This window comes from Fibrobacter sp. UWB3, assembly GCF_002210405.1.
Classification (GTDB): domain Bacteria; phylum Fibrobacterota; class Fibrobacteria; order Fibrobacterales; family Fibrobacteraceae; genus Fibrobacter.
The window spans coordinates 1-26,886 of the sequence record NZ_MWQJ01000002.1; the positions used below are offsets into that span (position 1 = coordinate 1).

The 26,886-nt window shown below is 40.2% G+C and carries 26 protein-coding genes and 1 tRNA gene; 22 read left to right on the top strand and 5 right to left on the bottom strand.

The window, feature by feature from the left end; genetic code table 11:
• Positions 1 to 258: 258 nt before the first annotated feature.
• Both B7991_RS02565 and B7991_RS02570 read right to left on the bottom strand, forming a co-directional pair.
• Entirely contained in the window at positions 259 to 549 is a 291-nt protein-coding gene (locus tag B7991_RS02565) for a GIY-YIG nuclease family protein (protein WP_088629751.1), read from the bottom strand.
• Positions 550 to 867: 318 nt separating this feature from the next.
• A tRNA-Arg gene (locus B7991_RS02570) sits at positions 868 to 941 on the bottom strand.
• Between the two features lie 331 nt (positions 942 to 1,272).
• On the opposite strand from B7991_RS02570, the gene B7991_RS02580 reads away from it, so the two are divergent.
• A complete protein-coding gene (locus B7991_RS02580; RefSeq protein ID WP_088629464.1) occupies positions 1,273 to 3,663 on the top strand; it encodes a penicillin-binding protein 1A in 2,391 nt (796 codons plus the stop codon).
• Positions 3,664 to 3,959: 296 nt separating this feature from the next.
• Here the strand turns inward: B7991_RS02580 and B7991_RS02585 are convergent, their stop codons facing one another.
• The 3 genes from B7991_RS02585 to groES all read right to left on the bottom strand — a co-directional run bounded on the left by B7991_RS02585 (position 3,960) and on the right by groES (position 6,803).
• Positions 3,960 to 4,514 (bottom strand): hypothetical protein, encoded by a 555-nt coding sequence (locus tag B7991_RS02585; protein ID WP_088629465.1) that lies wholly within the window; start codon positions 4,512 to 4,514, stop codon positions 3,960 to 3,962.
• A 338-nt stretch (positions 4,515 to 4,852) separates the two neighbouring features.
• Complete coding sequence (gene groL, locus B7991_RS02595) at positions 4,853 to 6,487, bottom strand: chaperonin GroEL (RefSeq protein WP_012819906.1); 1,635 nt, start codon at positions 6,485 to 6,487, stop codon at positions 4,853 to 4,855.
• Between the two features lie 34 nt (positions 6,488 to 6,521).
• Positions 6,522 to 6,803 (bottom strand): co-chaperone GroES, encoded by a 282-nt coding sequence (gene groES, locus B7991_RS02600; protein WP_088629467.1) that lies wholly within the window; start codon positions 6,801 to 6,803, stop codon positions 6,522 to 6,524.
• A gap of 331 nt (positions 6,804 to 7,134) precedes the next feature.
• On the opposite strand from groES, the gene B7991_RS02605 reads away from it, so the two are divergent.
• The 21 genes from B7991_RS02605 to B7991_RS02700 all read left to right on the top strand — a co-directional run bounded on the left by B7991_RS02605 (position 7,135) and on the right by B7991_RS02700 (position 26,802).
• Entirely contained in the window at positions 7,135 to 7,743 is a 609-nt protein-coding gene (locus B7991_RS02605; RefSeq protein WP_088629468.1) for a PD-(D/E)XK nuclease family transposase, read from the top strand.
• 99 nt (positions 7,744 to 7,842) lie between these two features.
• A complete protein-coding gene (locus B7991_RS02610) occupies positions 7,843 to 8,067 on the top strand; it encodes a hypothetical protein (RefSeq protein WP_217898032.1) in 225 nt (74 codons plus the stop codon).
• 161 nt (positions 8,068 to 8,228) lie between these two features.
• Entirely contained in the window at positions 8,229 to 8,417 is a 189-nt protein-coding gene (locus B7991_RS02615; protein WP_088629470.1) for a hypothetical protein, read from the top strand.
• Positions 8,418 to 8,999: 582 nt separating this feature from the next.
• Positions 9,000 to 9,683 (top strand): sugar transferase, encoded by a 684-nt coding sequence (locus B7991_RS02620; protein WP_088629471.1) that lies wholly within the window; start codon positions 9,000 to 9,002, stop codon positions 9,681 to 9,683.
• On the top strand, positions 9,683 to 10,282 hold the full coding sequence (locus B7991_RS02625; RefSeq protein WP_088629472.1) for a transcriptional regulator: 600 nt from the start codon (positions 9,683 to 9,685) through the stop codon (positions 10,280 to 10,282). Before B7991_RS02620 ends, B7991_RS02625 begins: the two co-directional genes overlap by 1 nt.
• Positions 10,279 to 11,388, top strand: a complete 1,110-nt coding sequence (locus B7991_RS02630) for a glycosyltransferase family 4 protein (RefSeq protein WP_088629473.1) — start codon at positions 10,279 to 10,281, stop codon at positions 11,386 to 11,388. The genes B7991_RS02625 and B7991_RS02630 overlap by 4 nt, the downstream gene beginning before the upstream one ends.
• The gene (locus B7991_RS02635; RefSeq protein WP_176421744.1) at positions 11,378 to 12,208 is read left to right on the top strand and encodes a phosphorylcholine transferase LicD; all 831 of its coding nucleotides are present in this window, start codon (positions 11,378 to 11,380) and stop codon (positions 12,206 to 12,208) included. The genes B7991_RS02630 and B7991_RS02635 overlap by 11 nt, the downstream gene beginning before the upstream one ends.
• Positions 12,205 to 12,624 carry an adenylyltransferase/cytidyltransferase family protein gene (locus tag B7991_RS02640; protein WP_088629475.1) on the top strand — a complete coding sequence of 140 codons (420 nt, stop codon included), beginning with the start codon at positions 12,205 to 12,207 and terminating at the stop codon, positions 12,622 to 12,624. Before B7991_RS02635 ends, B7991_RS02640 begins: the two co-directional genes overlap by 4 nt.
• Before the next feature lie 5 nt (positions 12,625 to 12,629).
• Positions 12,630 to 13,727 (top strand): glycosyltransferase family 1 protein, encoded by a 1,098-nt coding sequence (locus B7991_RS02645; protein ID WP_088629476.1) that lies wholly within the window; start codon positions 12,630 to 12,632, stop codon positions 13,725 to 13,727.
• The gene (locus B7991_RS02650; RefSeq protein ID WP_088629477.1) at positions 13,715 to 14,764 is read left to right on the top strand and encodes a glycosyltransferase; all 1,050 of its coding nucleotides are present in this window, start codon (positions 13,715 to 13,717) and stop codon (positions 14,762 to 14,764) included. The genes B7991_RS02645 and B7991_RS02650 overlap by 13 nt, the downstream gene beginning before the upstream one ends.
• A complete protein-coding gene (locus B7991_RS02655; RefSeq protein ID WP_088629478.1) occupies positions 14,761 to 15,915 on the top strand; it encodes an O-antigen ligase family protein in 1,155 nt (384 codons plus the stop codon). The genes B7991_RS02650 and B7991_RS02655 overlap by 4 nt, the downstream gene beginning before the upstream one ends.
• A 20-nt stretch (positions 15,916 to 15,935) precedes the next feature.
• Positions 15,936 to 16,988 carry an acyltransferase gene (locus B7991_RS02660; protein ID WP_088629479.1) on the top strand — a complete coding sequence of 351 codons (1,053 nt, stop codon included), beginning with the start codon at positions 15,936 to 15,938 and terminating at the stop codon, positions 16,986 to 16,988.
• Between the two features lie 3 nt (positions 16,989 to 16,991).
• Positions 16,992 to 18,116 carry a glycosyltransferase family A protein gene (locus tag B7991_RS02665; protein WP_088629480.1) on the top strand — a complete coding sequence of 375 codons (1,125 nt, stop codon included), beginning with the start codon at positions 16,992 to 16,994 and terminating at the stop codon, positions 18,114 to 18,116.
• A gap of 8 nt (positions 18,117 to 18,124) precedes the next feature.
• The gene (locus tag B7991_RS02670; protein WP_217898033.1) at positions 18,125 to 19,045 is read left to right on the top strand and encodes an ATP-grasp fold amidoligase family protein; all 921 of its coding nucleotides are present in this window, start codon (positions 18,125 to 18,127) and stop codon (positions 19,043 to 19,045) included.
• Positions 19,045 to 19,206, top strand: coding sequence for a hypothetical protein (locus tag B7991_RS14765; protein ID WP_176421746.1), 162 nt, complete (start codon positions 19,045 to 19,047; stop codon positions 19,204 to 19,206). The genes B7991_RS02670 and B7991_RS14765 overlap by 1 nt, the downstream gene beginning before the upstream one ends.
• Positions 19,207 to 19,438: 232 nt before the next feature.
• Entirely contained in the window at positions 19,439 to 20,440 is a 1,002-nt protein-coding gene (locus B7991_RS02675) for a glycosyltransferase family 2 protein (protein ID WP_088629482.1), read from the top strand.
• A 20-nt stretch (positions 20,441 to 20,460) separates the two neighbouring features.
• Positions 20,461 to 21,543 carry a glycoside hydrolase family 99-like domain-containing protein gene (locus tag B7991_RS02680; RefSeq protein ID WP_088629483.1) on the top strand — a complete coding sequence of 361 codons (1,083 nt, stop codon included), beginning with the start codon at positions 20,461 to 20,463 and terminating at the stop codon, positions 21,541 to 21,543.
• An 11-nt stretch (positions 21,544 to 21,554) separates the two neighbouring features.
• Positions 21,555 to 23,084, top strand: a complete 1,530-nt coding sequence (locus B7991_RS02685) for a lipopolysaccharide biosynthesis protein (protein WP_088629752.1) — start codon at positions 21,555 to 21,557, stop codon at positions 23,082 to 23,084.
• Entirely contained in the window at positions 23,068 to 23,919 is an 852-nt protein-coding gene (locus B7991_RS02690) for an SDR family NAD(P)-dependent oxidoreductase (RefSeq protein ID WP_088629484.1), read from the top strand. The genes B7991_RS02685 and B7991_RS02690 overlap by 17 nt, the downstream gene beginning before the upstream one ends.
• 10 nt (positions 23,920 to 23,929) lie before the next feature.
• Entirely contained in the window at positions 23,930 to 25,621 is a 1,692-nt protein-coding gene (locus tag B7991_RS02695; protein ID WP_088629485.1) for a thiamine pyrophosphate-binding protein, read from the top strand.
• 14 nt (positions 25,622 to 25,635) lie between these two features.
• On the top strand, positions 25,636 to 26,802 hold the full coding sequence (locus B7991_RS02700) for a polysaccharide pyruvyl transferase family protein (RefSeq protein WP_088629486.1): 1,167 nt from the start codon (positions 25,636 to 25,638) through the stop codon (positions 26,800 to 26,802).
• Positions 26,803 to 26,886 lie beyond the last annotated feature (84 nt).

The following is a 26,886-nucleotide window of genomic DNA, read 5'->3' on the forward strand; positions in this document are numbered from 1 at the left end:
GTTTTGGCTGTCATTCTGACGCCGAAGCGTTTAGCGTCATGTTGAGAGGCGTAGCCTCGAAACATCCAGTAAAGTCTTGTGTTGTGATACAAGAAATGACTGGATTCTTCGCTACGCTCAGAATGACGAGAATGCGATGCAAGAAATGACTGGATTCTTTGCTACGCTCAGAATGACGAGAATGCGATGCAAGATATAACTGGGTCCTTCGTCACTTCGTTCCTTAGAATGATGGAGATGCATAACGAAGAAGCTAGATTACTGCAATTCGTAGAAAAGATCGTTCCAGTGTGGATTTATAGATTCTATTAGCGCAATTTTCTTTTTTCGGTTCCATCCTTTTAGTTCTTTTTCGCGTTGGATTGCTAAACGTATATCGTTGTATTCTTCGAAGTATCCTAGTTTGTCTACTCCGTATTGCTGGGTAAATCCTGGGATTTGCTTTTCTTTGTGTTCTGTAACTCGTCTAATAATATTATTCGTTACGCCTACGTACAAGGTGCCGTTTCTTTCGCTGAAGAGAATGTATGTGTAGCTTTTTTGTTCCATAAGGAGGAAAATACACAAAAGCAAGTAGGGGAGGCAAGAGGGCTCTTTTCTATTGCGTCATCCTGAGGGCTGAAAGCCCGAAGGATCCAGTAAAGTCTTGTGCTGCGTCATTCTGACGCCGAAGGCGGAAGAATCCAGTGAAGTCTTGTGTTGTGATACGAGAAATAACTGGACCCTTCGCTGCGCTCAGGGTGACGAGAACGCGGAATGCTCAGAATGACGGAGACGCAGAATGTGATTGGGTCCTTCAGCCCTACTGGCTTCAGGACGACGAAGATGAAAAAAAAGAAGACCAGCCTTTCGGTTGGTCTTCTCTTCTGCGGGTGCCAGGACTCGAACCTGGAGCCTTTTGGTTCGTAGCCAAACGCTCTATCCAGTTGGGCTACATCCGCGTTTTGTTTTTGTTGTCTTCTCTCGTTGACGGGTCCAAATATAGAATAATCGAGAATTATGTCAAGGGTAAAGGGCGAAAAAAGTGAAAATTTTTGCGAAATAAGCTTTTTGTACGCTTTTTGCGACTCTGGCGCGGTTCCGGGCGCATTTTCAATCGCATTTTCAGCATTTTTAATCACTTCCCGGCGCATTCCCAGCTGCATTTTCCGCATTCCCAGCTGCATTTTTCGCATTCCCGGCCTCATTTTCCCCTAATTTCATTCGCCCTGGTTTGAACAACTTTTACCATTTAGCTATTTTTGTCCCCAAACTTTTTTAGTGTGACTTAAAATGGATAAGTTCAAATCATTCATGAAGATTTTAGGCGCGGCCATCGTCAAGTATGGTTCCCTTGTTTGGCAGAAAATTTGGAGCGTGGTGAAGATTGCCTTTGCCAACAAGATTTTCCGCTGGTTCTTTATTTTCATGTGCCCGATTTTCGTGGCGTTTATTGCTGCGCTAGTCGTCTATATTCATTACTCGCCGGAACTGCCGTCGCTTTCGCAGCTCGAACAGATCAATCCGCGACTTGTGACGAATATTTACGACAAGGATGGTCAAATTGCGCATGAATACTTCGTGGAACGCCGCGAATGGACATCCATTGACTCAATCCCTGTGAATGCGATTCATGCGGTGATGGCGACCGAAGACCGAGCTTTCTACAAGCACTGGGGCATGAACGTTTGGGCGATTCCGTCTGCGCTTATCGAAAGTGCCGTCTCGGGCAACAAGCTCCGCGGTGCATCGACCTTGACCCAGCAGCTCACCAAGCTCCTCTTCCTCACGCCGGAACGCTCGCTTTCCCGTAAGATCAAGGAAATGATGACGGCTATCCGCATCGAACAGACCTACACGAAGGAAGAAATCCTCGAATTCTACATGAACGAAGTTTACCTCGCTGGCGGTAACTACGGTTTTCAGGCGGCAGGCAAGTACTACTTCGGCAAGCCGCTCGATAGCCTTTCTATCCCGGAATACGCCGTGCTCGCAGGCATGTTGCAGCGCCCCGAAACGTATCGCCCTGACCGTCATCCGAAGGCTTCCAAGCGCCGTCGTAACACTGTGCTCTATGCTATGCGCGATGCCGGCTATATCACGAACGAGGAATACCGCAAGTATATTGAAGAACCGATCGTGCTCGCCAAGAAAGAAGATGTGACCGGAACGGGCCTTTATTTCTTCGAAGAAATACGCAAGTATATGGAGAAGAAGTATGGCGAAAATTCGCTCTATGCCGATGGCGTGTCCGTCTATAGTACGATTGACCCGGAAATTCAGGCGTTCCTTGACAGTGTCGCCTATGCACAGGTTGAACGTGTCCGTCGCCGCATCAAGTACCGCGCTACTCGCAGGCTCCAGCTCACCAAGAAGTACGACATGCCCGAAGACAGCGTTGTCGCACACTTTGATAGCGTCTACACGCTCTTCAAGAAGGAATACCTCGCTGCAGATACGGTTCGCAACAAGCGTGGCCAGTATGCCCGTTTCCCGGACAGTATCCGTTATCATCACGCAGAAGTAGCTGCAATTATAATTGAGAATGAGACTGGTGCAATCCGCGCCATGGTGGGCGGTAGCGACTTCAACAAGTCCAAGTGGAACCGTGCCGTGCAGTCCTTACGCCAGCCGGGTTCTTCGTTCAAGCCGATCGTCTATTCGACCGCAATGGACAACGGTGCTAGCCCCTGCGACTCTGTGAACGACCAGCCGGTGACGATTCCGGATCCGGATGACAAGAATCCGAACAAGGTTTGGCGCCCGGGGAACTTCGAACACGACTTCGAAGGCATGATGACGCTCCGTCGCGCTCTGTACAAGTCCAAGAACCTTCCTGCAATTTTGACCGGTATGAAGTACGGCCTTAGCAACGTGGTGAACTACGCTCGCAAGTTCGGCATCAAGCGCGCTCCGTTGCAGGCGGTTCCGAGCTTGGCTCTTGGTTCCGTGGGGGCAACGCTTATGGAAATGACGTCTGCTTACACGGTGTTCCCGAACGGCGGTAACCGCATCGAGCCGTACATGATTGAATCTATCGTGGACCGCAATGGCGAAGTGGTGGAGAAGAATTCCAAGGTCGAACACGAGGTCTTGCGCCCGGCATCGGCTTACTTGATGGTCGATATGCTCAAGGACGTGAACGTTCGCGGTACGGCCGGCCGTGTGTGGGCTTCTGGTTTCCGCCACCCGAGCGGTGGTAAGACGGGTACGACGAACGATTACACGGATACGTGGTACATCGGCTTCACGAAGCAGTATACGATGGGTGTTTGGGTGGGTTCCGATACGCCGGGGACCATGGGTGCCGGTCATACGGGTACCGAAGACGCTCTCCCGATTTGGATGGCGACGATGGCTAAACTGCACAAGGATTTGCCGAAGCTCCCGTTCCCGGTTCCGCCTGGCGTGATTAGCCGTGGCATCTGCAACCACACGGGTCTTATTGCGGGCGAATTCTGCTCTGAAAAGACTTACTGCCTCTACACGGCGGGCTACGGCCCGACGGAACGTTGCGATGGCAACCATTTCTCGTCGCAGACAAAGTCTGCGGATAACGCTACGTTGTTCAGTAACAAGGGTGTTGTCGAAAACAACCGCTACGAAGCCCCGCAGCCCAAGAAGAAAGGGAAGGGCAAGGACGCTGCTCCGCCACCCAAGCGCAATACCCGAAAGATGTTCTAGCGATTGGCTGTTGGTCGTTAGTCTTTGGTTATTAGATGAAATTTAAAGGAGCCTGCGGGCTCCTTTTTTTTATGCATCGTCATTCCGAACAACGTGAGGAATCCAGTAAAGTCTTGTATTGCGATAACAAGACTTTACTGGATCTTTCGTCACTACGTTCCTCAAGATGACGTCTTGATGAGTACAGTAACTGGATCCTTCGTCACTACGTTCCTCAGGATGACGAGAGTGTTTTGCGCTCAGGATGACGTTTGAAGGGGGCTTCTGGATGACGTAGGGAGGGGTGACAGCTTGGATTAGAAAATCCAGTAGTTGTAGCTTATGCCGAGGGCAGTTTCGTTGGGGCGGATGGTGAGTTTTATTCCGAGTTCATTGTTCTCGGTTATATTGTACGATGCGCCGGCGGTAAAGTCGAACTCAGCATGATAAGCATGATACTCATGATTCACATAATGGGTGTCGCTGTGTTCCATGTTAAATTGCGTTCCGGCCTGAACATTAATTCTGTTGATGAATGTGTAGCCGATGCTTAAAGGAATGCCGAAGTGTCCACGTTTTAAATAATAATGATTGTAGACTAAGGGTTTGTTTTTGTATTGCGCAAAAGCTCCTCCAGCAACAATTCCCGTCTGCACAAATAAATCCGCTACAACCGTTTTTCTGATGATAGCGCCTAGTTGCCCTCTAAGTCCAATGTCGGAATCCTCAAAGTCAATCTGCGAATTTGAGATTCCATCGCCATCAGCCCAAAGCCACTCGAATTCGCCGTACGGGGCAATCTTGAACGGGAGCGCGTTTGCTGCGGTGGCAGTGGCTAGCGCAAAAATAGGTATAAAGTATTTCAGTTTCATAATCGCTCCTTTTATCCTGAAAATACACAAATTCTAGGCGATGAAAAATGTTTTTTTTGCGTCATTCCGAACAACGTGAGGACAACTCAGAAGGCGAGTGTTGCAAAAAAGAGTTAACTCTTTTTTATAACCGAGCCAAAGAGTTGGGGCGTAGCCCCATCCAGTTAAGTCTTGTATTGCGATATCAAGAAATGACTGGATTCTTCGCTGCGCTCAGAATGACGGTGAATCAAAAAAAATCCCGAGCTCGTTAGAGTCGGGATTTCAGTGGAGTTAGAATATGAAATTCTAGGCCGCGCGCACTTGTCGTTTGACATTCGCGCGCGTTTTGCGGTTGATTACATCATGCCACCCATGCCCATGGACGGATCCATAGCCGGAGCTGCCGGAGCCTTCGGTTCCTTCTTTTCGGTGATCACGCAGTCAGTCGTGAGGATCATCGAAGCGATGGAGGAGGCGTTCTTGAGGGCCGTGCGGGTCACCTTAGCCGGGTCAATGACACCAGCCTTGATGAGGTCTTCGTAAGTGTCGGTCTTAGCGTTGTAGCCAAAGCCGTCCTTGCCTTCCTTGACCTTGTTCACAACCACAGAACCTTCGAGGCCCGCGTTCTGGACAATCTGGCGGAGCGGTTCTTCGATAGCGCGGCGGATGATTGCAGCACCAGTCTTCTGGTCGGCATTGTCGAACTGGAGAGCGTCGATAGCCTTTTCAGCGCGGATGAGAGCAACGCCACCACCCGGAACGATACCTTCTTCGACAGCGGCACGAGTTGCGTGCATAGCGTCGTCGACGCGGTCCTTCTTTTCCTTCATTTCAACTTCGGTAGCTGCACCGACCTTGATCACAGCAACGCCACCGGCGAGCTTTGCCAAGCGTTCCTGGAGCTTTTCACGGTCATAGTCGCTCGTGGTAGCTTCGATCTGCTTCTTGATCTGAGCGATACGGCCCTTGATAGAAGCGGCGTCGCCAGCACCTTCGACGATCGTGGTGTTGTCCTTAGTGATGGTGATGGACTTTGCCTTACCGAGAACGGTAACCGGAGCATCTTCGAGCTTAGCACCAGTGTCTTCGGAGACGAGCATACCGCCAGTGAGGATTGCGATATCTTCGAGCATAGCCTTACGACGGTCGCCAAAGCCCGGAGCCTTAACGGCAGCAACCTTCAAAGTGCCGCGCATCTTGTTCACAACGAGCGTTGCGAGAGCTTCGCCATCGACGTCTTCGGCGATGATGAGGAGAGACTTGCCCTGCTTAGCAACATGTTCGAGCATCGGGAGCAAATCCTTCATGGTAGAAATCTTCTTGTCGTACAAGAGAATGTACGGATTTTCGAGAGCGACTTCCATGCTGTCCGTGTTCGTGACGAAGTACGGAGAGAGGTAGCCACGGTCGAACTGCATACCTTCGACAACGTCGAGGACGGTTTCAGCGGTCTTGGATTCTTCGATGGTGATGACGCCATCGTTGCCGACCTTTTCCATAGCGTTGGCGAGGAGTTCGCCAATTTCCGGGTCGTTGTTGGCAGAAATCGTTGCGACCTGAGCGATGTGTTCCTTGCCGTTGATCTTGACGGCCATCTTGCCGACTTCCTTGATCACAGCTTCGACAGCAGCGTCCATACCGCGCTTGATGTCCATCGGGTTTGCACCTGCAGCGACGTTCTTCAAGCCTTCGCGAGTGATTGCCTGAGCGAGAACGGTTGCAGTCGTGGTGCCGTCACCAGCAGCGTCAGAAGTCTTGTTAGCGACTTCCTTAGCCATCTGTGCGCCGAGATTTTCGTATGCGTCTTCGAGTTCGACTTCCTTAGCGACAGAAACGCCGTCCTTAGTGACATTCGGAGCACCGAAGGAACGTGCGATCATCACATTACGGCCCTTAGGACCGAGAGTAACCTTAACTGCATTGGCGAGCTTGTCAACGCCCTTCATGAGGGATTCGCGAGCTGCTACATCAAATTTCAATTGCTTTGCCATTTTTGTATTTCCTTTTTTTTAAATTCTTTTTGTATTAGAGCGTTGCGATAACGTCGGATTCCTTGACGATGAGGTAGTTTTCGCCTTCGACGGTGACTTCGGTACCGCTGTACTTGCCGTAGAGCACCACGTCGCCAACCTTGACTTCCATAGCGACGACTTCGCCCTTGTCGTTCTTGCGACCCGGACCTACGGCCACGACCTTACCCTGCATCGGCTTTTCTTTTGCATTATCCGGAATGAAGAGACCGGAGGAGGTCTTCTGTTCGGCTTCGGCCGGCTTGACAACGATTCGATCTGCTAAAGGCTTAATCATTTTACTTATCCTCTTTTGGGCAACGCCCTTGTTAAATTGGTTGGTCCACGAACATTTGAGCTGTTCCAAATTGGACCATTTTTCTTGTTCGACCCTTTTAAAGCAATTTCCGTGCCAAAACCGGATTTCCCATGCAAGAACGGGAATTTGGGGTGATTTTGGGGCGTAGTGTATTGAAATGAAACTCGGGTGTTTAAAAATGAAACTTTACTAAAACACTTTTTATAAAATCGAATTTTACAGTGTTTTTACAAAAAGCAGAGGTTGAATTGGCTGAAAAAAGCGTGTTAACTAATAGGGAAGGGTGCAATATCTTAAAAAAGGAAAACTCATGTATAACAACGCCAACCAATCGACAAAAAAGTACATTGTCAGGAATGAACAGGGTGAAGAATTCTTGTTGCCTAAATACGCGGCGATTTTTCGCATTTTGATGGACGACAAAGATACCATTCGCGACGTCCTTAACAGCTTGCTTCAGCTGGATCCCGACCACGGGATTGTTGACCTAGAATACGAATTTGAGAAGCCTATTGACATCTTCATGCCGGAAAACGACCCTGCGCGTCTCGATGTATGGGTGCGAACTAAGGACAACCGATATCTTAACATTGAAATGCAAAACAAGGTCCACTCGTTCTTTTTTGACCGCATGCAACTCTATAATTCGTACCTTACGCTGCGCGGTAAGTATGAATTTAATCGTTCGCCATACTTTCAGGGCCTATCAGAAGAGGATCGCAAGTATCGCTATTATGAGCTTCCGGAAACGGTGTCTATTTGGCTCTGCAACGATTCGGTCCTCAGATCGAAGGATATCTATAAGGATGTTTGGTCCACTTACAGTGAATATGAAGTCAAGTCGGGGAACGCACACCCCATTTCGCGGAAAAATAGGTATATTGACGCCTACGGCGTCCGCGGCTGCACTCGGTCATAAAATTATGCAAGCATAATTTTGCGACACTCGTTTGGCGCGCTATTGTAGTTGACTTGCCCGATTTTTGTGAATGCTCGTGAACGTTTGCGCGTAAGCCGCATGAAACCAGAACTTTTGAAAGCATTGGAGGCTAACATGTTTGACCGTCATGAATACGAGGCACTTGAAGCCGAAGCCTTCCTTAAGGGCCAAGCAAGTGGTGTTGAAAAGGGAGCTTTGCAGGAACGCAAAAAAAATGATGCTGAAAAGTTGAAAATTGCAGATTTTTTCCGTTCTAAGGGCGTCCCGGAAGATATTGTCTCTGAGGGATTTGGTTTGAAGTAACAAATAAACGTTCCCAAAAGTTTTGTGCGTCCGGATTCGTTGGATTCGGGCGCTTTTTGTGCCGTTTCGTTGAAAAATTCAATCACTTGCGCAGTCCGTATAGATGTGGTATATTCTTAATGGCAGAAAACTAAAATTTGCTGAAAGCATTGGAGGCTAGCATGTTTGACCGTCATGAATACGAGGCACTTGAAGCCGAAGCCTTCCTTAAGGGCCAAGCAAAAGGTAAAGAAAGTGAACGCAAAAAAAATGATGCGGACAATGCGGCCCGTGATTCCAAGAGAGCTGATTTTCTGCGTTCGCAGAACGTGCCGGACAGTGTGATTGCGGCAATGCTTGCCCTGAAATAGCAAAAGAATTTCTCCAAAGCCCTATGTGCCCGGATCCTCTGGATTCGGGCGTTTTGCATTAGCATTATGTCGGCGAAATCGGCTAACAGGGAGAAAAATTATTATGCGAAAATTTTCGCATGTTGTTTTGCTTAAAAACGCGGTCTGGAATCCGCAGTTTTTGATAAAAATGAGGATTGTATTCAGCAAAAATAGCGAAAATTGTTGATTTTGTTCCGCAAAAGCCTTCCCAACAGCTTGTCGTGAAGGCCCTCAACTCAAAAAAATAAGATTTCTGTCATTTTATGTGCAGAATCCCTACAAAATTACAATAATATTACTTATATTTGCCCATATAATGTCTAACATCCGGCAATGCTGGTTAGGGCGGCGGTCGCCTTATCTTATATGAGCCGGAGTAACACCGAGGTTGCGGTAAGTGCAGAGTCGTGCATACACAGCATGTCACGCCGACGTTGTCATTCCCGACTCGATCGGGAATCTCCACTTACGTCATCCTGAGTGGCATAGCCACGAAGGATCCTGTCACATTTCTTCATTTCGTCATCCTGAGCGGAGCGAAGGATCCAGTGAGGCTGCCTAATGTACGCCCGTTACCTCAAGCGTCCCCTCGACTTTTGCTGCGCTCTGGCAGCCATCATCTGCCTAAGCCCGGTCCTCGTCGTGCTCACGATTCTCGGCGCCATCAAGATGAAGGGCAACCCATTCTTTACGCAACCGCGCCCGGGTCTTAATGAAAAAATCTTCAAGCTCATCAAGTTCCGCACGATGACGAACGAAAAGGACGCCAACGGCAATTTGCTCCCTGACGATGTTCGCTTGAATTCTTACGGCAAGTTCCTCCGCTCCACCAGCCTCGACGAACTCCCCGAACTGTTCAACATCCTCAAGGGCGACATGGCCGTAATTGGGCCGAGACCGCAACTTGTGCGCGACATGGTCTTTATGACTCCCGAACAGCGCAAGCGCCACTCCGTGCGTCAAGGGCTCAGCGGACTTGCTCAGATTAGCGGTCGCAATGCTGTTACTTGGGAAGCTAAAATCGGCTACGATCTTGAATACATCAAGAAAATCACCTTTCTCGGTGATGTCAAAATCATCCTCACTACACTTGGTAAAGTTTTTAAGCGTGATGGAATCACCGAAGAAGGTTGCGACACAGCCACCGACTTAGCCGATTATTTGCTCGCAGAAGGTCGCATCACCCGTGAACAGTATGACCGTGGACAGGCTGAAGCGAAAAAGCTTATTGCGGAGACTTTCTGATGCTCTACAAGCTTGCCCACATACTCCGCGACAAGTTCGGGTTCCTTTGGAACATCATTGAATGGTGCAATGCTTTTGTGTTTTCTCTAACCCACAGAAACGCTTTGAAACAGATCCCGGAAATCCTTAAAGAATGCTCTGGGCAGTTTACACTCCGCATGGCTGCACCAGCCGATGCAGCTCCACTAGCAACATTTTTTGCCGAACAACCTGAAGAAGCCTTCAAGTTCTTCAAACCCCATGCATTCGATGAGAAAACTCTTTCAAAAATCATCAGGAACAAGGCTTTCCTCACATTTCTTGTCCTCGACGGCGAAAAGATTGTGGGTTACTTCTTCTTGCGTTGCTTTGTGAATGGGAAGAGCTTCAGGGGTCGCATTGTCGATTATCGTTGGAGAAACAAAGGTATTGCAAAGTTGATGGGCTTAACGATGAACAAAATCATCACGTTGCTTCATGTCCGTCTTTTCGGTTCGATTTCACCCGACAATTACGCCTCCTTGCAATCTACAAAGGCCGTTAATGACATTCGCATTATCAAGACTCTTGATAACGGTTACTACTACATCGAATATTTGCCGAAAAAGGACGAAAAATGAAGATCCTTTATGTGACGACAATTTCAAATACTATGGGCTTTTTTGTAGAGCATATAAAAATGCTTTACGGCATGGGGCATACGGTTGAAATTGCTTGTGCAATGGGAACGAAACCGCTCAATTCCGTATATGAAAAATTGAAATGCAAAGTTCACGAGATGCCGTTTTCTCGCTCGCCGTTCAGCAAGAACAATTTAAAAGCCTACAAGATGCTCAAGCAACTTGTAGAGACGGAACATTACGACATTGTCCATACGCATACCCCAAATGCATCGATGATTGCACGCTTTGTTTGTCGCAAAGTCCGCAAGCAGGGAACGCGCGTCTTTTACACCGCCCACGGATTCCATTTTTTCAAGGGTGCGCCGCTTAAAAATTGGCTGCTGTATTATCCGATTGAAAAGATCTGCGCCCGCCTTACGGATGTCTTGATAACCATCAATAAAGAAGACTACGCCCTGGCCCAAAAGAAAATGCCTGCAAAGAAGGTTTGCTATGTGCCTGGGGTAGGGATAGACCTTTCGAAAATCCAGAACATAGAGTGCGACAGGAATGAAGTCCGGAAGTCGATGGGCGTTCCCGAAGATTGTGTTTTGCTGCTCTCGATTGGCGAACTTAATGTAAACAAGAATCATCAGGTTGTCGTAAAGGCCCTGGCAAAGTTGAATAACAAGAGTGTTCACTATGCAGTTGCTGGCTTGGGCGATCAAAAGGAAAATTTGCTAAATCTGGCAAAAGAGCTGGGTGTAGAAAATCAGTTCCATTTGCTAGGTTACCGGACAGATGCTCTAAAGCTATACAGGGCGGCAGACATCTTTGTTTTCCCTTCTTTCCGCGAAGGACTATCTGTTTCAATGATGGAAGCGATGGCTAGCGGTTGCCCGATTGTGTGTTCAAAAATTCGTGGGAATGTGGATTTGGTTGAAGATGAAAAGGGTGGTTATCTTTTTAAACCGAGTGATGGAAATTTATTATCGTGTCATATTCAGTCTTTAATTGATAATCCGTTAAGGATGGTTGATATGGGGGATGCCAATATCCAAGAAGTAAAAAATTTTGGTTTAGAGAGTGTTTTGAATAAGATGAAGGATGTTTATGGAGAATAATGAGAACATTTTATCTAGACTTCATTCTGTTGAAATTGAAATTTTAAAAGTTGTAGATGCTTTTTGTAGGAAGAACGACATTAAGTATTCGTTATATTGCGGAACAATGTTGGGGGCTGTAAGACATAAGGGATTTATTCCTTGGGACGATGATATTGATTTGTGCATGGAACGACAGGATTATAACAGATTTATCAAATTGTGGATTGAATCAAATAATCAAGATTATATCCTTCAAAATAAAGATACCGATGCTGATTTTACACAGTCGTTTACAAAAATTAGGAAAAATAACACATGCTTTTTACAAAGGAACGAAGCGAATAAACTCTACCACAAAGGAATTTTTGTTGATATACTCCCATTAGATCGGTTTCCAAATAATAAATTAAACCAAATGTTCTTTAAATTAGATACGATGCTTTACCAACTGTTTACTAGGGAATTTGTTCCCTCAAAAACATCGATTGCTGTAGCAACGATTTCCAATTTGATGCTTAAGTTATTTAGGGGAAAATCAAGAAAGAAAATTAGAAGTATATTTTTAAAAAAGATGACGAAATACCAAAATCATACCAATTATCCTTTGGTAAGTGCAAATTCTATGGATGGTTTTAATCACATTATGCCTGCAGATATGCCTCAAAAAATGACTGAGTATTTGTTTGAGAACGCATGCTTTATGGGTTACTCCGATTATGATGGAATGTTAAAGTCTTGGTATAAAGATTATATGCAATTACCGCCTCTTGAAGAACAAGTGTGGAAACATCAACCTGAAATAATCGATTTTGAGAAAAATTATAAGGAGAATATATGAAAAAATATAAAGTAGGGTATACGGCAGGCGTTTTTGATTTGTTCCATGTTGGCCATTTAAATTTGTTGGAAAGATGCAAGGAAATGTGCGAGGAACTTATCGTTGGTGTTTGCGATGATGATTATGTTGTTAATATCAAACATAAGAAGCCTGTTTTTGCTGAAAATGAACGAGTCCGTATACTAAATGCTCTAAAATGTGTCGATCATGCAGAATTGGTTGATTTTAAAATTACAGATGATAAAATGCTGGCTTTAGAAAAGTTCCATTTCGATGTTTTGTTTTCTGGCGATGATTGGAAAGGTTCAGATCGGTACAATAAAACGGAGGAACAATTTTCAAAGGTTGGAGTGTCAATAGAGTATTTGCCGTATACTAAGGGTATTTCTTCAACCGATATAAAGAATAAGATATAGATTTTATGATTCGAGTTCTTCAAGTATTCCATGGGATGGACTGCGGCGGTGCAGAAAACATGATTATGAACCTGTATCGCCATATTGACCGAACTAAAGTCCAGTTTGATTTTCTTGTTCATACGACAAAGAAATGTTTTTTTGATGATGAAATTCGACAACTGGGCGGAAATATTTATTATGTTCCATACTATAAGATTATAAATGGAAAACAATATAAGAAAGCTTTGGATACATTCTTTAAGGCTCACCCTGAAATTACAATTGTTCATGGACATTTGGGTAGTTGTGCCCATGTCTATTTGCAAATAGCGAAGAAATACGGATGCTACGCAATAGCGCATAGCCATAATACAAAACCCAAAGGTTTTTCATTAAAGAATCTGCTTTATCGTATTTTTACCTATAAAACTCGTAAGGTTGCTGATTATTTCTTTGGCTGTTCTATTGCTGCGGCCGAATATCGATTCGGCTACAAAATAGCGCATTCAAACAAATGCAATATTTTGAAGAATGCAATTGATGTAGAAAAGTTTGCTTATTCTGAAGACTACCGAAAAGAAATACGGGATGAATTTAATCTCGGAAATAAATTTGTAATTGGTCATGTTGGACGTTTTAACACACAAAAGAATCACGCTTTTCTAATTGATATTTTCAAAACCGTACATGAAAAAAAGCCCAATTCTATTTTGATACTTGTTGGGGGCGGAGATTTGATGCCTATGATTAAACAGAAGGTTGATTCGTTAGGCTTGAATGAAGCTGTCATTTTTACCGGTTTGAGGTCTGATGTTCATAAAATGATGTCTGCATTTGATGTGTTTCTTTTCCCGTCGTTATATGAGGGGTTACCTGTGACATTGGTTGAAGCTCAGGCCGCGGGATTGCCTGTGGTTTGCTCTGATGTAATTACAAGCGAAATTTCTATTACAAATTCAATCACCTTTTTGCCTTTGGAAAATGAGGATGAATGGAGTGATAATCTCTTAAAACATAGTAAGAAATTTGACAATCAATATGAATTGATTCTTCAAAATGGTTATGACATCAAAACCTCTGCCTACTATTTGACGGATTATTACCTAAAATGCATAAAGTAGTTTTTTATATCGGTTCTTTATCAAGAGGTGGCGCAGAAAGAGTTATCGTCACTTTGGCAAATTATTTAAATAAAAAAGGCATTTCGTGTATTGTTGTTACAACGTATCAAAGAGAGGTTGAATATCAATTAGATGAGGGTATAGAGAGAATTGTTCTATCAACCCCCAAAAAAAGAAATATCTTTTCGAGATGTATAAACAATATAAAACAATTGCTTAAACTAAGAGATGTCGTGAAGAAAGAACATCCAAATGCGGTACTATCCTTTATGGGGGAGCCGAATTTTAGGATGCTTTTATCCTGTTTTGGTTTGAATACAAAAAAAATAATTTCAATAAGAAATGATCCTGAAAAAGAATATCCTTCTTTTATTACAAGATTATTTGCTAAAATTTTTTTCAAATTCGCTGATCATATTGTTTTTCAGACCGAAGATGCTCGCAAGTGGTTCCCTATTTCTGTTCAAAAAAAATCTAGCATTATATTGAATCCTGTAGCTGATGTGTTTTACAAAACCCATTTTAATGGAGTACGACGTAATATCGTTACAACAGGAAGACTTGTTCCACAAAAAAATCATAAATTGCTAATAAAAGCTTTTTCAAAAATAGCTAATAAAGTAGATGATGATCTCTATATTTATGGCGAGGGTTTTTTGCGTGCAGAATTAGAACAGCTTATATCAGAGTTGAATTTGCAAGACAGAATTTTCTTACCTGGAGTCGTAAAAAATGTTGCTGAAAAAATAAAGTCGGCAAAACTTTTTGTTTTGTGCTCTAATTTTGAGGGCTTGCCTAATTCTTTAATGGAAGCTATGGCTTTGGAAATACCATGTATATCAACAGATTGCCCTTGTGGAGGTCCCAAAATGTTGTTAAACAATAATTTTTTGGTAAAAAATAATGATGAGGTGCAATTGGGGAATATTATGCTTAGATTAATAAATTCGAGAACTGTTAAAGACAATTATAAAATTAATGCAACTGTTTTTAGCCTAAATCAGATTATGAAAGACTGGCTTAAGGTTTTGTTATGATTCGTAATAGAGTGATATTTTTTATTTATGTTTTTGGCTGGTGCTTTTATTTATTACAGGGCGGTTTCTTTCCTAGAGGAACTGTCTATATGAAAATTATATGTTTGTTTTTATTATTACATTCTTTTTATCATTTAATAATTGTTAATCTAAACTATAAGTTGCCAAGATTCTTTCTTGGATTAAATATTTTGTTAGTTCTTTTTTCTTTTTATGGTCTGCTCGCTTTATTCCATGTAACAACACATCCATTAGCGGGTGAATATTTGAAAACGATTTTTATATGTTTATTGCCTATATATTCTTTTTTCTTTTTTACGAAGGAAAAATATATATACCCCAAAGATATCCCTATTATAATTTTTGTTTTTTTTCTTTTTTCTTGTGTTAGTTTTTATGGAAAAATGCATGCGATGTTCTTGCTTACTACGAGAGATGGCATCGATTTTACAAACAATTCAGGATACTTGTTTGTTCCTCTTATTGCCGGGGCCGCTTTATTAAGGAAGTCTAAAATGTTGCAATATGTTCTATTAAGTGTTTCTCTCTCTTTTTGTTTATTCTCGTCAAAAAGAGGAGCTATCATTATCTGCGTTATTTGCATATTTTGGTTCGTGTTTAAGGATTTACAGGGGAAAAACATAAAACAAAAAATAAGTGTGATGTCATTAATTTTGATTATGAGTGCATTTGGTTATGCTTGTTTTGAAAAAAGGTTAGCTGAAAGCTATGTTTTTCAAAGAAAATTACAGGAAATGGCTGATGGTCGTGGAAGTGGCCGTGAAAATCTTTACGCAGATTTTTTTGATTTTCAATGGAATTCTACAACACCATTTCAGTTTATACTTGGTTCCGGTGCTAATGCAACACTAGATGTATCTGTTAATTATGCACATAATGACTGGCTTGAAATTTTTATTAATCAGGGAATTTTGGGAGTCTTGATTTACGCCTTATACTGGCTTATCTTCGCTAATGAGTGTATGTCTAAAGATTACACACCTCAAGTAAGATTAGCTCTGCAATTGTTATTTATTATCTATTTTATGAAAACATTATTCTCTATGTCTTATGCGAGTATTGCTCTTCCTGCTAGATTTATATTTGGCTATTGTTTAGCTCAAAAAAAAATCAATATACAGAATTATTAGCTTATTCTTGAGTTGCTATTATGCAAAATTATAATTCAATAGATTTATGTAAATTTATATGTTCGCTTCTTGTCGTTGCGATACATATTCCTTTTATGGCGCCTGTTGATGTTTATGGAGTTTCGTATGATTTTTTTAGACATGTTATCGCAAGGGTGGCGGTACCGTTCTTTTTTGTAGCTTCGGGGTTCTTTCTTTATAAAAAGTTTAATCTATATAATATATCTTTAGACGTTGTAAAAAAGTATGTGATGAAAATATTTCAATTGTATGTTGTATGGTCTGTAATTTATTTGCCTATAAATTTTTTAGATTATTCTCAGAATAATAGAAGCGCTTTGATTGATGTTGTTTCGTATTTGAGAAAATTCTTTTTAATAGGATCTTACTTACATTTATGGTATTTACAGGCGACGATTGTGGCTGTTGTTTTACTGACTTTCTTATTGTATAGATGTCGTTCTATAAGGAAAATCGCAACTTTGGTATCGATTCTGTATTTAATTGGTGTCTTGGGAAATTCTTGGTATGGACTGATAGCTCCAGTAAAAAATGAGTTTCCTCTATTTGCTGAAATTGTTAAAGTTTATAGAATGATTTTTTGTTCTACAAATAATGGCTTGTTTGAAGGTCTTTTCTTTGTTTTTATGGGAATGTTCTTTGCTCATTTCCCTTTGTCCCTATCTCTAAAAAAAAGTATAGTTTGCTTTATTGTTTCTCTGTTGTTATTAGTTGTTGAATATGTTTTTGTTGTTAATATGAAATATGCAAGAGGGTATGATTTGTATTTTTCTCTCGTTCCTACGATATTTTTTGGTTTTTTGATTGTAAAAAAATGTAAGCTTAACAATGGGCCTATATATTTTATGATGAGGAAAATAAGCACGTTGATTTTTTTATCGCATATGTTAATTTATAATATTGTTGTATATGTTATGAGTTTTTTGAACTTGAAGTTGGGATGGCGTTGGGAATCCTATGTTGCCACTGTTGTTTTTTCTGTAATTTTTTCAATTAGTATTTTGAAATTAAGCAATGTTACTTTTTTTAGTTTTCTAAAAAGGGGCTTTTAATATATGAATATTCTTTTCTTCTTTTATCGATTGTCTAACAAATTACCTAGAATCTTGAATAAGATATTATTCCGTTTTTTTTATGTTTGTTTTCCAATAAAAAGTTTTTATGATCTAGAACCTTTTGAATATTTGAATTCAATTTCTCCTGATAATGGGGAAAGTTCGTTGTGTGATTGCAATGTTATAAAAAAGAGTCCGAAATATGATGTCCAAATAATTATTCCTGTTTATAATGTGGAAAAATATTTGAAGGAATGTCTTGATTCAGTTTTTAACCAAAAAACTCAATATAAATTTTGTGTTGTTGCTATAAACGATGGGAGTCCTGATAATTCTCGAAAGATTTTAGCGGAATACGAAAAATATCCTAATTTGAAAATTATTGAACAAGATAATAAAGGTTTTTCTGGCGCACGTAATTCAGGATTGAAAGAAATCGATGCTGAATATATTATGTTTTTAGATTCTGATGATATGCTATATGATGGAGCTATTGAGGCTTTGGTTAATTATGCTAAGCAAACTGGTGTTGATGTTGTTCAGGGGGATTATTCTTATTTTTGGAACGATGGTAGGGTAAAAAAAGGGCGTTCTTCAAAAGTGGGATGCTGCAATCCTCAAAAAATATTTGGCTATCCATGGGGAAAATTGTATAAAGCTGGTTTATGGGGGCGAATTCAATTCCCTGAAAAATATTGGTTTGAAGATTCTGTAAATAGACTGATTGTTTTTAATATTGCTAAAACGGCGGCTGTTATTGATAGTAAAGTGCTTCTATATCGACAACATGCTGCAAGTATTTCTCATACTTATACGGGAAATGGAAAAGTTGTTGATACGATTTGGGTAACAAAACGGCTGATTGAGGATTACAAAAAACTAAAAATGCCAATTACACCTGATATATGTGCTGTATTTTTAAAACAGTTTATGTTTAATTTTAGTCGAATTTTATCTATTCATAATATGAAGGTTTACTATGCTTCATATATGTTATATTGTGAAATAATGGAATCTATAAATGTTGATATGTCCGGTTATGGTTTTGGAATTAGAATCGCGTATGACAGTTTGAAAAAGAGAAAATATAAGAAGTTCCTTATGTGCAGTATTTTTTTGAGGTAAGATCAATTATGATAAAAAGATTTTTCTATTACTTGCTCAAGAATCCGATTCATCTTATTGAAGCGATAGTCTTTCGTTTGAATGTTTTTTTGCCTGATAAAATTTACTTGTCTTTATTGTATCGCTGTAAATTTGGTAAGTGGATTGATTGGAAAAATCCTAAAACATTTTCGGAAAAAATACAGTGGTTGAAGGTTTTTGGACCTAAATCAGAGTATTCTAAGTATGTTGATAAGTATTCTGTAAAAAAAATTGTTGCAGAAAAAATTGGATCACAGCATGTCATCCCAACAATCGGTGTATGGGATAATGTTGACGATATTGAATGGGATTCTCTTCCACAACAGTATGTTTTAAAAATTACAGATGAAGCTGGAGGTAATGGTGTTTTTATATGTCGCGATTCGACTAAATTTGATCGAAATGTTGCTATTGAAAAAATAAGAGAAATTATGCGTAAAAAGAAAAGCGTTAAAGATGTTCATCGCGAGCATCCCTATGAGTTTGTTACGCGTAGGATAATTGCTGAAAAATATATGGAAGATGAATGTGGTGAATTACGGGATTATAAATTTTTCTGTTTTGATGGAGTCGTGAAATGTTTACAAGTTGATTATGATAGGTTTATAGAACATCATAGAAATATTTATGATACAGAATGGAATCTTTTGCCTTTTTCAATTCAATATCCATCAAAAAAAAATGTTGTTATTGATAAACCTCTTAATTTTGAAGTTATGCTTGATATCGCGAGATGTTTATCGAAAGGTTTTCCTCATGTTCGTATTGATTTATATAACATTAACGGAAATGTATATTTTGGAGAAATGACTTTTTATCATGGTTCTGGGTATGAACACTTTAATCCTTCAGAATGGGATTACAAATTCGGAGAATGGTTGCGACTGCCGAGTAAGGAGATGCGTTAATGTCTATTATTATTGGTGCTGATATTGCTCCGTCTGCAAGTAACAAAAATTTATTTGTGAATGGTGATATAGCTTCTCTTGTAGGCAATGATTTGATAAATGTTCTGAGAGATTCTGATCTGAAATTCGTAGTGAACAAAAAAAGAAAATGGTTTTGTTGAAAAGGAGTATAAAGTATTTGCAAAGAACATGCTGGAAGGTTCTTTGCTTACTTGTTCTGGTTATAACCATAAATTATTACTTCGAATTATAAACAAATTGACAGGTCATCATTTAAGTCGAATAATTGTAAATGAATACAAGAAAAATGAACTTTTGGCTATTCGAAATTATATCGAATGCGAAACTCATAGAGAGCTTTGGCTTAATGTTTTAAAAATTGGAAAATAAATTATGACGGATTTGCTTTTTAGTATATGCATTCCTGTGTATAATGTAGAAAAATACTTGCATAAGTGTATAGAATCAGTGCTGAATCAATCATATGACAAATATGAGCTTATTTTAGTTGATGACGGATCGACCGATAACAGCTATCAAATATGTAAAGATTATCAATCTAAAGATCGTCACATAAAAGCATTTACTAAAGAGAATGGAGGTCAAATATCTGCGAGGGAATTTGCTTTTGACCATGCATCGGGTGATATTATATTATGTGTTGATTCCGATGATTATATTGAGAAAAATGCCTTAGATGTTCTGAATAGTTATTTTGTGAATGAAAATCCTGATTGTATTTATTTTAATTGGCAGCGAGTGTCTAATGATGTTGCAATAAACTCCAAAAAAGAAATAGTAGTAAAAGAAACCATGAATAAATTGAATGAAATTATCAAAAGAATTTGTACGAATTCCTACTATAATTCAATGTGTATAAAAGCGTTTAAGAAAGAACTATTGCCAAAACGGAAATTGTTTGATTTTTATAAAGTGCGCCATGGAGAAGATTTGATTCAGACACTAGGGTTGATTGAATCTGCAAAGACTGTTTTATTTATTCCTGATATCTTATACAATTATCGAACAAATGTAGAAAGTATTTCTTATAAAATTGATTTAGGTAAAGACTATCTTGAAAATTCTGTTCGTTTTTATGTCTATTTATTTTTGAAAAATAAAAAGTTTTTTTCTCCTAAAGATTGGGATTATTATGGAATGTATTGCGTAAATCTTTTATACATGAAATTATATCGTATTTCTATTTCCAATGTTTCTATAATGAAAAAAAAAGAATGCTTTAGAATAATCCGGAATTCGCAGTATTACAAGGTCTTTTTACATGGAAGAAAAACTTACAGTTTTGTAAAAAATGTTTTTATTTCTTTGTTTGAAAAAAAAATAGATTATCTTGTTGTGTTTATGTTTTTGCTGTTAAAAAAAACGAGAAAATAATATTATCAAATGGATTTATAATGAAAGTAATCGCCTTTTATTTACCTCAGTTTTATCCCACTCCAGAAAATGATAAATGGTGGGAGCCCGGTTTTACTGAATGGACTAATGTGGCCCGTGCAAAGCCTTTGTTCAAAGGACATTACCAGCCTCGTATTCCTCAAGAATTGTCTTTTTATGATTTACGAGTTCCTGAAACGCGTGAACGCCAAGCAGAATTAGCACGTGAAGCGGGAATAGATGGCTTTTGTTATTGGCATTATTGGTTTGGTAATGGCAAACGACTTCTTGATAAAGTTTTTCGCGAAGTTGTTGAATGTGGTAAACCGAATTTTCCTTTTTGTCTTTGTTGGGCTAATCATAGTTGGTATCAAAAAACATGGAATCCAAATGCTCCGGATAAACTTCTTATAGAGCAAACTTATCCGGGGGTGGACGATTATAAGGCTCATTTTATGGAAATGATGCCTGCATTTAAGGACCATCGCTATATTCGCAATGCTGATGGTAAACTAGTGTTTGGTATATTCGAACCCAAAAACTTTCATGATTTTGAAACATTTAGGAATACTTGGAATTCTCTTGCTATAGAAAATGGACTGAAAGGATTTGAATTCTTTGCTTTTGCTCAAGGAAAAGAAAAATTAGATATATCGAGAACATATTGTTATGATAGGTTTGTGTATGAAACGTTACATGATGCTTTTGGGAATAACAGAATAAAAAGATTTACACCTAAGTGGTTTTCGTTAAGAATAAAGCAATTATTTAATAGACCGCGAAGAATGATAGATTATTCCAGCTATGTAAATTTTGCTATAAAAAGATTTCATGAAATTTCCGATGTCACTCCATGTATAGACCCAATGTTTGATCATTCGCCTCGTAGTAAAGGTGCTGGTTTTATATTCCACAAAAACAGCCCGAAACTTTGGGGGAAGTTGTGCCGAGATGTAAAGAAAATTGTTGAATCAAATCCTAATGATAAAGATAAATTTATATTTATAAAAGCTTGGAATGAATGGGGGGAAGGTAACTATATGGAACCCGATTCTCGTTTCGGCAGAGCATATATAGAAGAAGCAGGAAAGGTTTTTAAATAATTTCTCCAAGTATGTCTCAAAATAAACACTATTTCTTATCCTCTTTTTTCTGGAGTACATTGTCAAAGGTTCTGAATGCAATCTTTGGCTTTGTCTCCGTGCCAATTCTGCTAGGGTATTTTGGCAAGGCTGATTACGGCCTGCTTTCTATCGCTACAGCCTGCAATGGTTGCATGCACCTTTTGGATTTAGGAATGAATACCGGCGCGGTTAAGTTCTTTTCGCAGTGGTCGGCAGAAGGTAAGCGAGATTTAATTCAGAAGGTATCGAATACCAACACCACATTTTATCTTATTATATCAGCAATTAATATTGTAGGGCTGTTGTTTTTAGCTTGGTTTGGCGAGTCATTCTTCACGGTTTCGCATAATCAGTTTCTCAAGCTTCGGACATGTTTTTACATCTTGGCGATTTTTGCATCGGTCAGCTGGGCGACTTCAGCCTACACGCAGCTGCTTACCGCATTCAAAAAGATCGCGTTTACAATGCAGGTCCATAGTGCGATGATTGTTCTTCGCATAGCGCTTATTTTCTGTGTTCTGTATTTCAAATTGTCATTAATTGAATATTTTTTCTATTTGACAGCGATTGTTGCTGCGGCCATAATTCCATATGTCATAAAATGCAAACGAGACCGGCTGCTGGATTCGCTGAAGCCTGCTACTCATTGGAAGGAATTTCGTGTTGTCTTTTACTTTAGCTTGTCGATATTCGCGTTGTCCTTGTTCCAGGTGGCGGCGACGCAGTCTCGCCCAATTGTTCTAAGCATGTTTGCTGAAAACGGTGCGGAAGCGGTGGCCGATTTTAGGATTGTCGAAGTCGTGCCTCAGTTTATCATCATGCTTTGCGGTTCTCTTACGGCCATTTTCCTCCCGAATTCTTCGCAGATGGTTGTGAAAAACGACAAAATCGAAATTCAAAATTTTGTCAATACATGGACAACTAGAACTACGATTTTCGTCTGTGTTCTTTGTTTTCCGTTTATGGTTGCTGCGAAAGAAATTCTAAGTGCCTATGTGGGTGCCGATTATGCCTACCTTTCAAAATGGCTTATGCTGTGGTGTTTTTTCTTGATTGTCCAGATACATTCAACTCCGGCATTTAGTTTCATTCTGGCTAGAGGGCGTACAAAGGTCTTGGTTATTTCTACGGCGATCGCATCGGTAATTTCTATTGTTGTTAATATATGCCTAAGTCGATCCGTTCCTGTAGGTTCTGCGGTTATTGGATATGCGGTTTATATGATGTGCTTGATTGGTGTTTATTACTTGTATATTTATAAGTATTATATAGGACTTCATAGATTGCCCGTGATTAGATCGTTTGCTGTTCCTCTCGTTTTGGGTTTTTGTGCTAGCCTTGTTCCCTTTTGCATATCTATTCCGTATATTGAGATATCATCTGTTAGTAGAATCAACTTTATTTTGATGTTTGCTGTTAAATCTGCTTTGTGGTTATTACCATATGGCTGTTTATTGCTTCTTTTTCGAGTAATCAAAATTTCAGATTTCAAGGGGATATTGAATGGGCGTAATAAGTAAGTTTCAACAGGCGATCAAGGCTTTTCGCTTGGCAAAAAAATTTTATAGGATCGGAGGCTGTGTTGTTGCTAATATCGCATATCCCCAGTATGGAGATGTTCTCAAAGGCAAAAAAGTATGCGTTACTGGAGGATCATCTGGTATTGGTCTAGCGATTGCAAAGAAATATGCCCAATGTGGTGCTGAAGTCGTCATAACAGGACGCAATGAAGGCAAGCTGAAGGTTGCCGTCGGTGAAATTGGTCATGATGCGTGTTACGTTTTATGGGATGTGAGCGATGTTCATGTTTGCCAAGACAAAATAGAAGAAATGCGGCAGAAACTTGGTGGGGGCATTGATATACTGATTAATAATGCTGGTATCGCACCCTCGAAGTTTTGGGGAAATGTCGATGAAGCAGAATGGGATACAATTTATAACACAAACCTTAAAGGAGTGTTCTTTTTGTCGCAACAATTGGTCAAAGAGTGGAAAAAACAACCAATACAGGGGTATAGAAAAATTATTAACATATCTTCTCAGGGTGGCTTTGTTGGGGCAACCTATCCATATCGAATGGTAAAGTGGGATATAAGGGGCTTAACGGAAGGGCTTGGAAAATCTCTGATTGGTGAAAATATCATTGTCAACGCGATTGCCCCGGGGGTAGTCAAGACTTCAATGCAGAAGTTTTCGTTGCAACAAGGGGACAACCTGTTTACCAATCAAAATCCGATACAGCGTGTTTGTTTGCCTGAAGAAATTGCAGAATTGGCGTTGTTCCTTGCTAGTGACGCAAGCAACTATATAATTGGTCAGACTATTGTGTGCGATGGCGGTTACACCTTAAAATAAGGCAGTCTTTATGTATTCTAATGCAAAAAATGTTCAAATTGTAACCGCCCTCCTCAAGGAGCATGGTATAAACCAAATGGTGATAAGTCCTGGCGGGACGAATGCACCTTTTGTAAAAGGTGTCCAGGATGATCCTTTTTTTACACTTTATTCCGTTGTTGACGAACGCAGTGCTTTGTATTTTGCCATCGGCATATATCTTGCAACTGGCAAGCCTGTCGCCATGTGCTGTACCAGTGCTCAGGCCACTCGTAATTATGTTCCGGGATTGACTGAGGCTTTCTACAAACATGTTCCGATTCTTGCTATAACTTTTTCCAAGCATCCTCAATATACTGGTCAAGATTATATGCAGGCTCCGAACCAGACTTCTTTGCCTGTGGATGCTGTTCGGAAATCGTTTTCGTTACCCTATGTTTCGAATGAACATGACCGACTTCATTGCGAACGCTTGGTTAATGAAGCGATTCTTGAAATGACTCATATAGTCCCTGCTCCGGTGCAACTGAATGTTCCTATGCTTGATACGGAATTGGGTTCATATACGGATGATGCTTTGCCTCGTGTAAAGGTGATTAGGAGATTTACAAAGGATTTCTTGGCAAACATAAATCTTGATGGCAAGAAGGTTCTTGTTGTTGTCGGTGAAAATTGTGGCTATGATGACAACGCTGTAATATCGTTTGCCCAAAAGAATAACGCTGCTATTTATGTCAATCAACTGTCTAACATGCGCAATGATTATACGGTTGAGGGAAACTTGATTCTATCTCGCATGACTCAAGATGACTTTGACAAGACTCTTTGTCCAGATATTCTGATAACGATTGGCGGACAGACGGGGGATTATCCGTTGTATCACAAACTTGCGGAAGCCAAGTGTGAATACGAACACTGGCGTATTTCTGCTGGCGGAGAAATCGTTGATACCTACGATCATTTGACTAGAGTTTATGAGTGCTCTTTAGACGATTTCTTTAATGGCGTTAATGGGACTGATTCTATCGACGAATATTTGACAACATGGAAATCATATACGGATAATTATAACACATCTATAGATTTGCCTTTGTCTAATGCGTTGGCAGCGCAGCAACTATGCGATAATATTCCTGAAAATTCCTATGTGAACTTTGCAATTCTGAATTCGCTTCGTGTTTGGAATTTATTTCATCTAAAGAATCGTGTCAACTGTTTTTGTAATGTAGGTGCTTTTGGTATTGATGGGGGAATGTCGACATTTTTTGGACAAAGTGTTGTCACAAATGAGTTGTGTTATATGGTTATTGGGGATTTGGCTTTCCTTTATGATATGAATTCACTTTCAATTAGACATATAAAGAACAACGCTCGCATAATCCTTGTTAATAATAAAGGAGGAATGGAATTTAAGTATGGAGGCAGTACGGCTGAAAAACAGAGTATTGACCGTTATATCGCCGCTGCCGGCCATTTTTCTGATGCGGATGGGTGGGCTGTTGCAAACGGGTTCAAATATATCCCCGTGAAAACAAAAGAGGAATTCCTTTCAAATGTTGATGTACTGAATGAATCTTCGGATGCTCCGATACTTATGGAAATCTTTACGGATGACGAAAAAGAAAAAATAGCGTATCAATCCATAATGAAAGCGAATGATTATAGGACTTTCGCAGATAAGGTTGCGGATCGTTTTAAAAGTAAATTGAAAAAGTTTCTCTAAAACAGGCATATCACATGAAAAAATACATTTTGATATCTGATTTTTGTCTGACAGCCCGTAATCGTGGTACAGCTGCTTTAGGATATGGTGCGTTAGCTTTCTTGCGAGAAAAAGGGTATATGAAAGAAGGGCAGGAGGTTATTCAATATACTATTTATCGAAATCCCTTTCATAAACAAACGCTCGGCAAACTTTTTCAAAAGAGATGCAAAACTGAGAATGTCCAGGGAGTTTCTGTATCATTTACTCATGTTATGGTGAATGTATTAGAATACAAGTTATGGGCAAAATTCGGCATATCGTTTCCGTTTAGACCTTGGGGAAAACTCGTAAGAAATATAGCCCTAGTGGCTGCGATTAATGGTGGCGATGGATTTTCGGATATCTATGGAGAAAAATTATGGGAATCTCGTCTTAGTAGAATTAGATTTGCTATGAATAATAAAACCCCCCTGATTCTTCTTCCGCAGACAATTGGTCCATTTAAAGATTCGAAAATATTGACTGAAGCAAAGAAAATTATGGAATATGCCGATGCTGTATATGTTCGTGATACGCAGTATGCAAAACAACTTGATGAAATGGGGATCAAGTACGAATTGACCAATGATCTCTCTGCATACATGAAACCAGAACCATGGAATATTGATATAAAGTCCGATTCCATTGGCATTAATGTCAGCGGGCTTGCTTACTCAAATAACTTCCGCGATCTGGCTGGACAATTTGCTGCATATCCTGAATTAATGACGAAATTGGTGCAACATTTCCAAAAAAAAGGCAAGACCATTTACCTCATTCCTCATGCCTATGGTTATAATAATCCAGAATGGGATAATGACGATATGATATCTGGCCGAGAATTCTATAATTCATTGGAAGATAAAAACAATGTTATTCTTATTGACAAAGATTTGATTTCGCCACAAGTCAAGTACGTAATCTCGAAGATGTCATTCTTTATCGGAACCCGCATGCATGCCAATTTTGCAGCGATTTTCACCAAGGTTCCAGTTTTCGGCCTAGCCTATAGCTTTAAATTCCAAGGAGCCTTTGAAAACAATAGAATTTACAATAGAACTGCGATGATAAACAACATTACCTCAGTGGACATTCCGAGAATTATCGAACGGATTGAGCAAGCGTATCAAGAAGATGTTGTTCAAAATAAAAATGGATAGTGCTTACCATGACAAAATGTAACCAAAAGTTTACCCCCCCCACGTACAAGGCGTCCAAAATAAAATTGTACGCGATAACACTCT